This window comes from Ignavibacteria bacterium (assembly GCA_036262055.1).
GTDB lineage: Bacteria > Bacteroidota > Ignavibacteria > Tepidaquicellales > Tepidaquicellaceae > DATAJP01.
Genome location: DATAJP010000003.1, coordinates 146,105 through 160,032 on the forward strand (window position 1 = coordinate 146,105; position 13,928 = coordinate 160,032).

Consider the following 13,928-nt stretch of genomic DNA (forward strand, 5'->3'; position numbering starts at 1 on the left):
TACAATTTAATTTTACTTATTAACTAATTAAACACAAAAAAATAAAAAATGTTACTGAATCTCAGAAAGCTTTTATTAAATAATTATTAATTAGATTATAAATCGCCTTTTACGGGTCTGATTATTACTTCTTCAATGGCGACTTTCTTTGGTTGGTCTATTATGTCTTCAATAACATTTGCAATATCAATTGATTCAAGCATACGGTTTCTGTGTTTTGTTCTTATTTTGCTGTCCCACATAGGCGTTTCGGTTGCTCCCGGGAGTATGTTGGTAATTTTTACATTATATCTTCTTGTTTCTTTCCGCAAAACATTCGACATTGCAAGCAGTCCTGCTTTTGAAGCTGCATAAACAGCGCTTCCTTCAAGAACAGTATTCGCAGCTACCGACAACAAATTTATAATATGACCGTTTTTTCTTTTCATCATTTCGGGAAGCACAATCTTTGTGCAAAGAAATGAACCCCGTAAATTTATATCCATAACATAATCATAATCATAAGCTTTCGTATCCTGAAATTTCTTGAATACTGTAACTCCCGCATTATTTATAAGAACGTCAACACGTCCGTATTTTTCCTTAATGCGTTTATAGGTCGATTGAATGCTTCGTTCGGAAGAAACGTCGCACACAAAGGCAGAAGCTTCGCGTTCGCTGAATTTAATTTCGCTTACGATATTTACCAAGCGGGATTTTCTTCTTGCGGAAACAACAATAGTATGTCCTGCTTTCGAAAGTATTAAAGCAGTGTCCTTGCCTATGCCGGTTGATGCACCGGTTATCCAGATTACTTTTGAAGGCATATTTTAAATACCTTTGCTAAGATTTAATATTATTTTAAGCAAAGGCATAAAATCCTTTAATTATATTCACCCCATACGCTTCTAAGCGTATTTGATATTTCGCCGATGGTAGCGTAGTTTTCGATTGCATCGAGGAAATAGGGAAGCAGGTTTTCATTTGTTCCTGCTTTTATTTTAATAGTCTCAAGAAGAGAATTTACTTTCATATTATCTCTTTCTTGTTTTAGCTTTTTTAATTTCTGATTCTGTATATCTCTGACAGATTCTCCGACTGTAAAAATTTTGTAATCTTCTTCTTTGTCCGATACAAAATCATTTACTCCGACAACAATTGTCTTTTTGCTTTCAACATCTTTCTGAAAGCTGTAAGCATTGTTCTCAATTTCTGTTTTTTGGAAACGACTTTCAATTGCTTTTAATGCTCCACCCATAGTTTCTATTTTGTCTATGTACTCTGTTGCTTTTTGCTCGAGCCGGTCAGTCATATATTCAACAAGATATGAACCTCCCAAAGGATCAACACTGTCTGCAACCCCGCTTTCAAATGCAATTATCTGCTGAGTACGCAATGCAGTCTGCGCAGCATCTTCTGTCGGCAATGACAATGCTTCATCTTTGCCGTTTGTATGTAAAGATTGACACCCTCCAAGGACAGCTGAAAGCGCCTGTATTGTAACTCGTGCTACGTTGTTGTCTATTTGCGTATCAGTTAAAGTTGAACCGCCTGTCTGCGCATGGAAACGAAGTTTCAAGCTTTCAGGATTCTTTGCACCAAACTTCTCTTTCATGATCTTTGCCCACATTCTGCGCGCCGCACGGAATTTTGCAACTTCTTCGATGAAGTTATTATGTGCATTAAAAAAGAATGATAAACGTTTTGCGAAAACATCGACATCGAGTCCTGCGTTAACTGCCGAACGGACATATTCAATGCCGTTTGATAACGTAAAAGCAATTTCTTGCGCAGCGCTTGAACCGGCTTCACGAATATGGTAACCCGAAATAGAGATTGTATTCCATGAAGGTAAATTTTCATTGCACCATTTAAATATGTCCGTTACTAATCTCAATGAATGTTGGGGAGGGTAAATATATGTTCCGCGTGCAATGTATTCCTTTAATATGTCATTCTGAACCGTTCCCGAAAGTTTTTTTAAATCGGCGTTTTGTTTTTTTGCAACTGCAACATACATTAACAATAGCAGGGAAGCCGTTGAGTTAATTGTCATTGATGAAGTAACTTTATCAAGATTGATTCCATCGAAAAGTGTTTCCATATCTTTGAGGGAATCAATCGCAACACCGACTTTGCCTACTTCACCTTCAGCCATCGGATCATCGGAATCATATCCGATTTGTGTGGGTAAATCAAAAGCAACCGATAGACCCGTCGTGCCGTTTGCAATTAGAAATTTATAACGCTCGTTAGATTCTTCAGCAGTTCCAAACCCTGCATATTGGCGCATCGTCCATAAGCGAGAACGGTACATTGTCGGATGAACTCCGCGGGTATATGGGTATTCTCCGGCAGGAGGAAGTGGAGCAGACGAGTTTAAAGATTCAGGAATAATAATATCAGAATCAGTTTTAAACTCTTCTTTACGTTGAGTTAATTTCGAATTAACCTTTGGTTTATTAACGGACACTTAACTATTTGCTTTTATATAACTTATAGCGTTTCTTTGAATCCATTGTATAAAACCCGTCAGGTTGGTCAATTATGATTGTCCATATATTCGATGACATGTATGGATTTTTTTCCGTGAGCTCGATATTAAGAGTGGAATCGTTTACTGAAGTCACCTTATAAGCGGTTTTAAATGATGACTGCCCAAGCGAATCATCCCATTTAAAGTAAACATTGTTTTCGTCAAATCCGACGATTTGTTTTTCGGTTCCGTTTTCATTTATGAAAGTGTTGCCGACAATATTTACCCGGCTGCCGCTTTTTTGTCCACAAGATGAAACTGCAACAACCGTTATAATAACAAATAATATTTTTCTTAGCATAAAATTGAATTTTAAATTTACATTATGAGACCGCCGTCAACGCATAATGTCTGTCCGGTTATATATGAAGCGTCATCGGAAGCAAAATACATAACGGCTTTTGCAACTTCGTCGGTTTTTGCAAACCGTTTCAGTGGGATACTGTTTAGATAATTTTGTTTAACATCATCTGCAAGCTTATCTGTCATTTCGGTTTCAATGAAACCGGGTGCTATTGCGTTTACATTTATGTTCCTCGATGCAAGTTCTTTTGCAACTGCTTTGGTGAAGCCAATTACGCCTGCTTTCGAAGCTGAATAATTTGCCTGACCTGGATTACCTATGATTCCCGATATGGAAGTAATGTTAATTATCTTGCCATAACGCTTGCTCATCATAGGTCTGGTAACAGCTTTTGTAAAATTAAAAACACCTTTTAAGTTAGTATCGATAACTGCATTCCAATCATCTTCTGACATTCGCATTAATAAACCGTCTTTGGTTATACCTGCGTTATTCACGAGAACATCTATTTTTCCCGATTCCTTATTGATGGTTTCGACTAATTCTGTTACAGCTTTTAAATCTGCAACGTCGCATTTGTGATGAGCAATATTTAATGAATTAAAGTAATTTTCATCAATTGCATTTTTATAGGTAACATAAACTTTTGCTCCGGCTTTGTTGAATGCTTCGGCAATAGATTTGCCGATGCCTCGTGAACCCCCTGTAACAATAACAACCTTTCCTGAAAAATCAAACATTATGGTAAATTAAATTTGCTTAAACCTGGTTAATCTGAATTGTAAATTTTTGTGAATAATTTTTTTTGTAAATTTCATTTAAGAAATTAAAAAATTCTTCACCGAGAACATATCTGAGCTCTTCTTGAACTCCGTCAAACACAGTTTGAGTGAAATTTTCAGTCTTATGCTTTCCGCAATAATCCATATCAAGTGAATGAACGTCATCATACATTAAAGTATTGTCAACAATCGTAACAGGATAAAGAATGCAGTGAGTCGGCTTAATTGCCCATTTGTGCATTCCTTTCTTCATCGCAACTACCTGCAAAGTGCAATAGTGATTTTCATCATTGAATACACACTTCTCAATACCATTTCTGTCTATATAAGTATTTGTTCCGATTGAATAACCCGATTCAAAATCTTTATCTACTTCAATATGATTGTCAAACCAACTTTCAGAATCTTTTGGCTGGTCAGCAGTCATGCTTTCAATGATGTCATTTTCATAAGGCATAATCACATCTTTAAAGTCCCTGTCCATAATAACGCCCGAAGAACAGCATTGTCCGAAGCAAAGCTTCATATCGCAGCCGGCAACAAACCCCTGCGAGAATATACTTTCATCTATTTTTACACCATTGAACTCATTGAACTCAATTTTTTTTTCTTCCATCAGTCAATTAATGCAGTAATGTTTTTATACGATATATCTGAGCTATTATATCTTTTCTAAATCTGCGAGTGAACTAACATTAAATGTTTTCACGTCAGGATTAATTTTTTTAATCAAGCCGGTTAAAACTTTTCCGGAACCTATTTCATAAAAAGTATCAACATCATCACGAATCATGTTTTGAATTAATACTTGCCATTTAACAGGTGAAAACAATTGTCTATATAATAATTGTTCAATAATTCTTTTATCAGTTGCAGGTTCTGCTTCAACGTTTGAATAAACCGGAATACTTGCATCATTTATCTCCGCTTTTTCAATTGATACGCGCAAATCATCTGCGAGCCCGACCATCAGCTCGGAATGAAACGCTCCGCTTACTTCAAGCTCTTTTGCAAGACGGCAATTATAAGGAGGAGATTTTGCAATTTCCATTGCTTTGTGAACTGCATTTACATCGCCTGATATTACAATTTGTCCGGGACAGTTATAATTCGCGGGCTGAACAATCTCAACAGGGTCATCAATTAAGTCGCCACCCATAACGGTTTTGCAAATTTCATTTACCTGATTGTCTGTGAGCCCGATTAATGCTGCCATAGTTCCCGGCTTTCTGTCTCCGGCATCTTTCATTAGATCGCCGCGTCTCTTCACAAGTTTTAATCCTTCTTCAAACGTAAAGGCATCTGCATAAGCATAAGCCGTATATTCGCCAAGGGAATGCCCCGCGGCAAAATCAGCTTTGATTTTATCCCCGATTAGTTTAAAAAGTATATATGAGTGAACAAATAATGCGGGTTGAGTTATGTTTGTGAGTTTTAATATATCGGTAGGACCATCGAATGAAAACTGACTAAGTTTCGTTTCCATTATATCATCGGCTTTTAAATAAAGTTCGCGCGCATACTCACTGCTATCAAACAAATCTTTTCCCATGCCGACTGTCTGTGAACCTTGTCCCGGAAATACGAATGCTGTCTTTGACATTAATTATTTAATTATGTGCAAATTAAACAATTAATGTTATTAATTAAATGAAAAATGAAAAATAATATTTCATTCCCGCGAAGGCGGGAAGCCAAACGAATCACTTTACTAAAACAATTTTTTTGGTCTCAACAAAATCATTGGAGATTAATCTAACAAAATAAACTCCGCTGTTAAGGCTTCCTTGACATTTTATAATGAAGTTTGAGAAAAGGTCTTCCATAAAAATGGAGTGTATGATTTGTGCGGAGGACATTTTCTTCATCAACATAAACGTGTATCCACTCGTGCATTGATTTTACGAACTTAGCCCAATACCTGCCCTGATGGTTTGTAAGAACAAAATAAAATCCGTTGTCACCGAATCTTTTCCCTTCTGAACTAAGAAGCAATGAACCATCTTTTAAAACTTCTTTTTTCATTATAACGGAAGCGTTGCCATTAGGGAGCGGGAAGACAACTTTTAAATGTGAGCAGTCTTCATTTCTTGTTTTGCTTGTGGTGTATATTCCGGAGTAGATTACGTTGCCTGAGCTTTTCATGATTCTATACCATACAGTATATTTCGCAACGTTTTCTTTATCACGAAGTTTTATGATTTTACTGTTAATACCCATTGAAGAATCCATTGCGCTCAAAGGAAGATTTAATTGCTGCAGTCTTCTGCTGAAGATTATTGCAAGCAGTTTCCCAAAAGGTTTATAAAAACTGCACCATTCTGACCAGATTTCAAAATTATAATCGGAAGTGCATTCATAAAAATTTATAATTTCGGGATGAACATTCTTTTTATCGGATTCATCAGGAAGCAATGCATGCATTGAATCCATAAGACCTGTACCTTTTTCGTTTTCCGAAATGCTGAGGTTCTCTGAACTTGCGAGGTCTTTAAAAAATTTATCTTTGATTATTCTGGTATCGCCGATTGGTCCTAAGAGCCAATCATCATCTTGAGGATTGAATTTTTTTCCGGTGGTTTTTACCCAAACCTGTGTAATCCAATCTTGAAGATACCCGGCTTTTTTATTTAACCACATATTACAAAAATAACGTAAAACGATTTTCAGATAAATGTTAATTAAATTGCCAAAAGTGAGACGGAAATTTAAATTTATTAAATATTAACTAATTGTTATCTTTGCCTTCATTTAAATTTTTTATGGAAGAAAATTTTACCTCACTTTCGAGAGAGAAGAGATTATTTAAGCCGAATAAAGCTTTTACTAAAAATGCTTACATAAAATCTTTTGCAGATTATAAAAAGAAATATGCTGAAAGCATAAAAAGTCCGGAAAAATTCTGGGGAAAAGTTGCAGGCGAGCTTCACTGGTTTAAAAAATGGACAAAAGTTCTAAAATGGAAAGCTCCACATGCAGAATGGTTCACGGGCGGGAAATTAAATTTATCTTATAACTGCTTAGACAGGCATCTTGAAACTCATAGAAAAAACAAAGTTGCTTTATTTTTTGAAGGCGAGCTTGGAGACACAAAAACTTTAACTTATCATCAATTATATATCGAAGTAAATAAGTTTGCAAATGTTTTAAAAAACAACGGAGTTCAAAAAGGCGACAGAGTTTGCATTTACATGCCGATGACTCCCGAAGGTGTTATTGCAATGCTTGCATGCGCAAGGATTGGCGCAATTCATTCGGTTGTATTCGCAGGGTTTTCTTCTCAGGCATTGATTGACAGGATAAACGATGCGGAAGCTTCGATGGTGATTACAGCAGATGGAAGTTTCAGACGCGGACAAGTTGTGAAGTTAAAAGAAGCAGTCGATGCGGCTATGCCGCAGTGTCCGACTGTAAAGAATGTAATTGTATTGAGAAGAGTCGGGAATGATGTAAACTGGAATCCGATGCTTGATAAATGGTGGCATGATGAAATGCAAAATGCTGATGAATATTGCGAAGCTGAAAAGCTCGATGCCGAGCATCCACTTTATATATTATACACAAGCGGAACCACAGGAAAGCCAAAAGGAATTTTGCATACAACTGGCGGGTATTCTGTTCAGACATATTTAACAACAAAAGCAGTTTTTGATATTCGTGATGAAGATATTTATTGGTGCACTGCCGATATCGGCTGGGTGACAGGGCACAGTTATGTTGTTTATGGTCCTTTGCAAACAGGCGCGAGCATTTTGATTTACGAAGGAGCGCCGAATTTTCCGAATCCTGACAGGTTCTGGTATCTAATAGACAAATATAAAGTTTCGATTTTTTATACTGCACCGACTGCGATCCGTGCGTTCATTAAATGGGGAAATCATTGGGTTGAGAAATACAAGCTTGACTCACTGCGTTTGCTTGGAACAGTCGGCGAGCCGATAAATCCCGAAGCGTGGATGTGGTATAATAAAATGATTGGCAAAGAAAAATGTCCGATTGTTGATACGTGGTGGCAAACGGAAACAGGCGCAATTATGATTTCACCTTTGCCCGGAGCAATACCGACAAAACCGGGTTCCTGCACACTGCCTTTTTTTGGTATTCAGCCGGAAGTTGTTGATAAGCAGGGGAAGGAAGTTCCGAAAGGTTCGGGCGGATTATTAATAGTAAGAAAGCCGTGGCCATCGATACTCAGAACAATCTGGCGTGATGATGAAAGATTTCAGAAACAGTATTTCAGTGAGTTTCCGGGAATATATTTCACTGGTGACGGCGCAAGAAGAGACAAAGACGGTTATTTCTGGGTGATGGGTCGTGTTGATGATGTGATAAACGTTAGCGGGCACAGACTTGGAACAGCTGAAATTGAATCTGCACTTGTTGCTCATCCTAAAGTCGCTGAGTCAGCAGTTGTCGGCAAGCCTGATGAGATAAAGGGAAGTTCAATTTGTGCGTTTGTATCTCTTGAGAGTTCGCATTCACCTTCAGACGAGCTTAAACAGGAATTAAAAGAATGGGTTGTTAAGGAAATCGGTGCGCTTGCCCGTCCCGATGACATAAGATTTACCGACATGCTTCCGAAAACACGAAGCGGAAAAATAATGAGACGTTTGCTCCGCGAGCTTGCAAACTCAGGTGAAGTCAAAGGTGATGTAACAACACTCGAAGACTTTGCAGTACTTGAGAGATTGAGACAACAAGAGGAAGAGGAGTAGTTTTAGTAAAAAGTAAAAAAGCAAAAGTAAAAATGTAGTCGAACCCTTCAAGGTTCGCAACGAAAGCTAAAGCTTTCGGCTACAGTAAATTTAAAAGCTTTGAGTCTTTGTGCTTTTGTGGCAAAATAAATCAGCGTAAATCAGCGTTGAAGAAAAAGGAATAATAAAATCTAAATGAAAGAAGTTTATATAATTGACGGAATAAGAACAGCGATAGGGAAGTATGCAGGTTCATTGAAGGATACGAGACCTGATGATATGGCTGCGCTTTTGATTAAAAAGATTGTAGAAAGAAATCCGAATGTTCCGAAAGAAGAAATCGAGGATGTTATTCTCGGTAATGCTAACGGCGCAGGTGAGGAAAACAGAAACATTGCAAGAATGTGCGTGCTTCTTGCGGAGCTTCCGCTGACTGTTGGCGGCGCGACGGTTAATCGTCTTTGCGCATCGGGTATGCAGGCATTTGTTAGCGGTGTGCACGGGATTAGAAACGATGAGGGTGAGTGCTATCTGGCTGGAGGAGTTGAATCTATGACTCGCGCGCCGTTTGTTCTTGGAAAAAACGCAGAAGCATTTGGAAGAAAAGCCGAAATGTATGATACGACAATCGGATGGAGATTTACAAATCCGCGTCTTGCTAAAATGCATCATCCTTATTCTATGGGTGAGACAGCAGAGAACGTTGCAGAGAAATACAATGTAACGCGTGAACGTCAGGATGAGTTTGCATATAATTCTCAGATGAAAGCGAAGAAATCAATCGAGGACGGCAGATTTAAAAACGAAATTATTCCCGTTGAAATAAAAGTAAAAAAGGAAATAAAATATTTTGACGTGGATGAGTTTGCAAGACCTGATACTTCAATGGAAGCTCTTGCAAAACTGAAGCCTGCTTTCAGAGAAGGCGGAACAGTAACTGCAGGTAATTCAAGCGGAGTGAATGACGGCGCAAGCTTGATAATGCTTGCATCGAAAGATTTTGTAAAGAAGTATAATCTGAAACCTCGCGCAAGATATGTTGCATCTGCGGTTGCCGGTGTTGACCCTGCGTGCATGGGCATCGGTCCTGTTCCTGCAACGAAGAAAGCACTCGAACGCGCAGGACTTAAACTAAATGACATAGATTTAGCAGAGCTTAATGAAGCTTTTGCTGCACAGAGCTTGGCGTGCATGGATGAGCTTGGAATAAATCCCGATATTGTCAATGTAAACGGTGGAGCAATTGCGCTCGGTCATCCGCTTGGCAGCAGCGGTTCGAGAATTATTATTACTTTACTGAACGAGCTTGAAAAGAGAAATAAAAGATACGGTTTGGCAACGATGTGCATTGGTGTTGGACAAGGCATGGCTTCGATAATCGAACGTGTGTAGTTTTAATTTATAAATTATTTTTTGAAGTCATTCCCGCGAAAGCGGGAATCCCACTTCCATGAAGTAAGGGGATTCTTCACTTCGTTCAGAATGACACACTACTTTTAATTTAAATTCCCTTTGACGCTTCCGAATCAATTATCAGTCCTTCGAATAATCCTCTCGCCGGTGTTTTTATATTTATTCCTCTCGGAGGATAAATCAATGAAGATTGCTGGGTTTGTAGTTTATATGATTGCATCATTCACGGATTGGTATGACGGATGGCATGCGCGGAGATTTGGAGTTATTACCAAAACGGGAATTTTCCTTGACCCACTTGCCGATAAAATCCTTGTGTCATTTGCTTTCATTGCGTTTTACATGCTCGGCATCATGCCATTGTGGATGATGATAGTAATTGTTATCCGCGATATTGTCATAACACTGCTTCGTTCATATAAAGAATCTAAAGGAGTGACTTTAAAAACTTCATATATCGCAAAAGTAAAAACTTTTGTTCAGATGACGTATGTGTTTTTGATTTTGCTGGTTATCTTATTGATTGCTTTGGATATCAATTCACAGGATTTCACAAATTTTTTAAACTCGGAATTGAATTATATTTTAATGCTCTCGGTTACTTTATTAACGGTATATACGGGAGTTACGTATTTTTTTGAGAATAAACAATCCTCCTAATGTCATTCCCGCGCAGGCGAGAATCCAAACTAAAATGATTTAAAGAACTTAATACATTGACCACTGAAACAAGTTCAGGGCGACATAACTTGAAATGAATGCAAAAGTAATTTCCATAGGGGATGAGATTTTAATCGGACAAATTGTTAATACAAATGCCTCGTTCATTGCGGAAAAATTATATTCAATTGGCATTCCTGTTTCGAAAATTATTACCATAGGAGATAATGAACAAGATTTACTTGATGAACTAAAGGAAAGTGAAGAGAAATTCGATGTTACTATTATAACAGGAGGTCTTGGACCGACACATGATGATTTGACCAAGCCTGTTTTGTTGAAATATTTTAATGATGAGTTAGTTATTGATGAAAAAGTTCTGAAACATGTAAAGAAAATGTTTGCAAGCCGTAATGTTGAAATGCCGAAATCGAATATTGGTCAGGCAGAGGTTCCGAAAAATTCCAGAGTAATCTGGAATAACAACGGAACTGCTCCCGGAATATGGATTGAAAAAAATAACAAGGTGTATGCTGCGTTACCGGGTGTTCCTTATGAAATGAAACCGATGGTTACCGATTTTGTTTTACCCGAGCTCCAAAAAATTTTCAAGGACAAATTTGATAATTATTATTTCAGCAGAACAATTCTGACAACAGGAATTTCGGAATCGGCATTGTTTGAAAAAATCGGAGATATAAAAGAAATTACCGGTGAAAATAAAATGGCATTTCTTCCTTCAGCCGATGTGATTCGTCTGCGAATAGATATTAAAGCAAAAGATAAAAAATCTGCTGAAGCAGAATTTAATAAAATCCAAAAGAAGCTTGAAGCAAAAATTTCAGAATATATGTTTGGTTATGATGAAGATAAAATGGAAAAACTTATTGGTGATTTACTGATAAAAAAGAAATTGAAACTTGCAGTTGCCGAATCCTGCACGGGCGGTAATATTTCATTTTTGATTGTAAACATTCCCGGTTCATCTGAATATTATCTCGGCGGTGTCTGTACATATGCTAACGAAGCCAAGCAAAAAATGCTGGGTGTTAAAAAAGAAACACTTGAAAGCTATGGTGCTGTCAGCGAAAAAACCGCAATTGAAATGGCTGAAGGTGCAAGAAAAGAATTTAAAGCAGATGTTGCAATTTCAACTACGGGCATAGCAGGACCTGCAGGAGGCACTGAAGCAAAACCTGTCGGACTTGTTTACATTGGTTATTCAGATAAAAACAAAAGTTTCGCTGAAAAATTTTATTTTGGTGACAACCGGATGAAAAACATATCCCGCGCAACAATTGCCGCAATGAACATTTTACGCAAAGAATTGCTGAAATTATAATAATCTGTCGGAATCGGAACTACATAAATTCAGGAAACTATTATAAATCAGAAATTTAAGATTGAATTTAATATTTAATAATCGTAAAATTACATAACTTTTTAAAACCTAACTAATACATATGAAGACTTTCCTACCTTTTTTTAAAAAAGCATTTTCCTCGCTTTTGACATTAGCATTAATAGTCGGCGCATCATACATAGTATATGCTTATGTTGATGACCCGAATGTTGATAGTGTCCCGCAATATTTGAGAGATAGCTATGTTCCTAAAATTTATGATGCGATGCCTCCCGTTACTATTGATGATTATGATAATTTTAATATCGGAACTGACTTTGCAGAAGTTCATATGACTGTAAATCCAAGAAATCCGACACAGTTTTTTAATGCATACAACATAAACGGAACTCACCACACTGAGAACGGATTTGACTGGACTACAAATAATCCCGTATTTCCAAACCAAGCTGGTGATCCAGTTGCTGCTTATGATAGTTTAGGAAGACTATATTATGATAACATGAAAAGCCCGATTACAGGAACATGGGTAGCTTATTCGGATAACAACGGAGCTTCATGGATAGCCGCAAATGTTTCTGCAAACATTGGGAATGATAAAAACTGGATTTCTGCAGATCAATCTAATGGACCATATTCAAATTATGTTTATGGTGCAATGACACCTGGTAACTTTGTTCGAAGCACAAACAGAGGTTCATCATTTGCTCAAACTTTTAATTCGTCAAATACACTTCCTGGTGCTATGACCGCAGTTGGTGCTAACATCAATACAGGTGTGTCTGGTGGTGCAGTTTATTTTGTTTCTAATACCGGAAGTACATTTACTCCTACTTATAACTTCCATTTATCAACAAATGGCGGTGCGAATTTCACTACTGTATCAGCAGGTAACAGATGGGTTGATACCGTTGGTGTTGCTTCAGGCGGAAGACATTCAATCTCAAATATGAGAACAAGACCGTATCCTATGATTGGTGCAGATAACGGATGGAGTGCATTCAGAGGACGAGTTTATGTAATCCATGCAGGAAATCCCGGAACATCTAACAAGCCGGAAATATGGTGCAGATACTCAACAAATATGGGTTCCAATTGGTCAGCAAGAATTAGAGTAACTGACGGTCCTATGAATGTTTCAAATCACTGGCACCCTGCGATGTGGGTTGACCAAAAAACCGGTCACATTTTTGCTCAATGGATGGATACAAGGGATACTCCAACCAATGACAGTGCATTGATATATGCTTCTCGTTCAACAGACGGCGGCGTAACTTGGGCTCCAAATGTTCAGGTTTCAAATAAAAAATTCAGAATAAACTGCACCTCTTGCGGAGGCGGTGGTACTCCTTTATACTTGGGTGACTATAACAGTATAGTTTCTAATGGAAAAGTCTCAATGTTATCCTGGACTGATTTCAGAAACAATAGTTTCGGTTCATATACCGCTTATTTCCCGGATTTTGGAATGAGAGTTACTCCGGCAACGGATAGTTTAAATCCGAATGTTGGAAATATTACAATTAATGTTCAGGTGCCTTCAGTAAAGCTTTATTCAGATACTGTAGAATTTTCAGCAGTCGTAACACCTACTCCGGGAGCAGGAACAATAAATGTAACTTTCCCATCCGGAAACAAATTAACATCCTTCCCAAGTGCTGTTCCGATGAGAATTCAAGGTTCAGGTGGTGTTACAGCTGGAACCTATACTGTAACTGTAACAGGAAAAGGACCAAACGGAACACCGATACATAAAAGAGATGTAACAGTTTATGTTGCCAATACGGTAACAGGTGTCGAAGACCCGTCTCAGATTCCAACAAGATGGGAATTAGCGCAAAATTATCCTAATCCTTTTAATCCTGTAACAAGAATTAACTATTCAACATTGGCAATAACAGATGTAAAAATTTCAGTGTTTAATTCTGTTGGAAAAGAAGTTGCAGTTTATAAATTCAAGCAAAAAACAGCAGGAAATCATTTCGTGATTTTCAATGCCGGCGCATTGCCGTCAGGAGTTTATTTCTATAAGCTTGAAACTGCACAATTCACTGACACAAAGAAAATGCTTTTGATAAAATAACAGTGCTTAATAAGTATGAATAATTAAAAGGGGGCGTTAACCCCCTTTTTTTTATTCCTAAAATATTTAATAAAGTTTTTCATTTGATTTTTAAAAAAAATATCATAACTTAAA

At 37.5% G+C, this 13,928-nt stretch carries 12 protein-coding genes; 5 read left to right on the plus strand and 7 right to left on the minus strand.

The window, feature by feature from the left end:
- Positions 1–95 precede the first annotated feature (95 nt).
- From VHP32_07755 to VHP32_07785, 7 genes are all read right to left on the minus strand, one after another.
- Entirely contained in the window at positions 96–806 is a 711-nt protein-coding gene (locus tag VHP32_07755; GenBank protein HEX2787784.1) for an SDR family oxidoreductase, read from the minus strand.
- Positions 807–862: 56 nt separating this feature from the next.
- Positions 863–2,452, minus strand: coding sequence for a methylmalonyl-CoA mutase family protein (locus tag VHP32_07760; protein HEX2787785.1), 1,590 nt, complete (start codon positions 2,450–2,452; stop codon positions 863–865).
- Positions 2,453–2,456: 4 nt separating this feature from the next.
- Positions 2,457–2,816 carry a hypothetical protein gene (locus tag VHP32_07765; GenBank protein ID HEX2787786.1) on the minus strand — a complete coding sequence of 120 codons (360 nt, stop codon included), beginning with the start codon at positions 2,814–2,816 and terminating at the stop codon, positions 2,457–2,459.
- 17 nt (positions 2,817–2,833) lie between these two features.
- Complete coding sequence (fabG, locus tag VHP32_07770; GenBank protein HEX2787787.1) at positions 2,834–3,559, minus strand: 3-oxoacyl-[acyl-carrier-protein] reductase; 726 nt, start codon at positions 3,557–3,559, stop codon at positions 2,834–2,836.
- A 19-nt stretch (positions 3,560–3,578) separates the two neighbouring features.
- Positions 3,579–4,217 carry a DUF3109 family protein gene (locus VHP32_07775; GenBank protein HEX2787788.1) on the minus strand — a complete coding sequence of 213 codons (639 nt, stop codon included), beginning with the start codon at positions 4,215–4,217 and terminating at the stop codon, positions 3,579–3,581.
- Between the two features lie 45 nt (positions 4,218–4,262).
- Complete coding sequence (gene fabD / locus VHP32_07780; GenBank protein HEX2787789.1) at positions 4,263–5,204, minus strand: ACP S-malonyltransferase; 942 nt, start codon at positions 5,202–5,204, stop codon at positions 4,263–4,265.
- A gap of 173 nt (positions 5,205–5,377) precedes the next feature.
- Positions 5,378–6,241: a hypothetical protein gene (locus VHP32_07785; protein ID HEX2787790.1), complete on the minus strand. Its 864-nt coding sequence runs from the start codon at positions 6,239–6,241 to the stop codon at positions 5,378–5,380.
- A gap of 122 nt (positions 6,242–6,363) precedes the next feature.
- On the opposite strand from VHP32_07785, the gene acs reads away from it, so the two are divergent.
- The 5 genes from acs (at position 6,364) to VHP32_07810 (ending at position 13,814) form a co-directional block, all read left to right on the plus strand.
- Positions 6,364–8,316 (plus strand): acetate--CoA ligase, encoded by a 1,953-nt coding sequence (gene acs / locus VHP32_07790; protein ID HEX2787791.1) that lies wholly within the window; start codon positions 6,364–6,366, stop codon positions 8,314–8,316.
- A 174-nt stretch (positions 8,317–8,490) separates the two neighbouring features.
- Positions 8,491–9,687: an acetyl-CoA C-acyltransferase gene (locus VHP32_07795; GenBank protein HEX2787792.1), complete on the plus strand. Its 1,197-nt coding sequence runs from the start codon at positions 8,491–8,493 to the stop codon at positions 9,685–9,687.
- A gap of 120 nt (positions 9,688–9,807) precedes the next feature.
- Positions 9,808–10,368 (plus strand): CDP-diacylglycerol--glycerol-3-phosphate 3-phosphatidyltransferase, encoded by a 561-nt coding sequence (pgsA, locus tag VHP32_07800; protein HEX2787793.1) that lies wholly within the window; start codon positions 9,808–9,810, stop codon positions 10,366–10,368.
- A 94-nt stretch (positions 10,369–10,462) separates the two neighbouring features.
- The gene (locus VHP32_07805) at positions 10,463–11,710 is read left to right on the plus strand and encodes a competence/damage-inducible protein A (protein ID HEX2787794.1); all 1,248 of its coding nucleotides are present in this window, start codon (positions 10,463–10,465) and stop codon (positions 11,708–11,710) included.
- Positions 11,711–11,876: 166 nt separating this feature from the next.
- Complete coding sequence (locus VHP32_07810; protein ID HEX2787795.1) at positions 11,877–13,814, plus strand: T9SS type A sorting domain-containing protein; 1,938 nt, start codon at positions 11,877–11,879, stop codon at positions 13,812–13,814.
- The last annotated feature ends 114 nt before the right edge of the window (positions 13,815–13,928 follow it).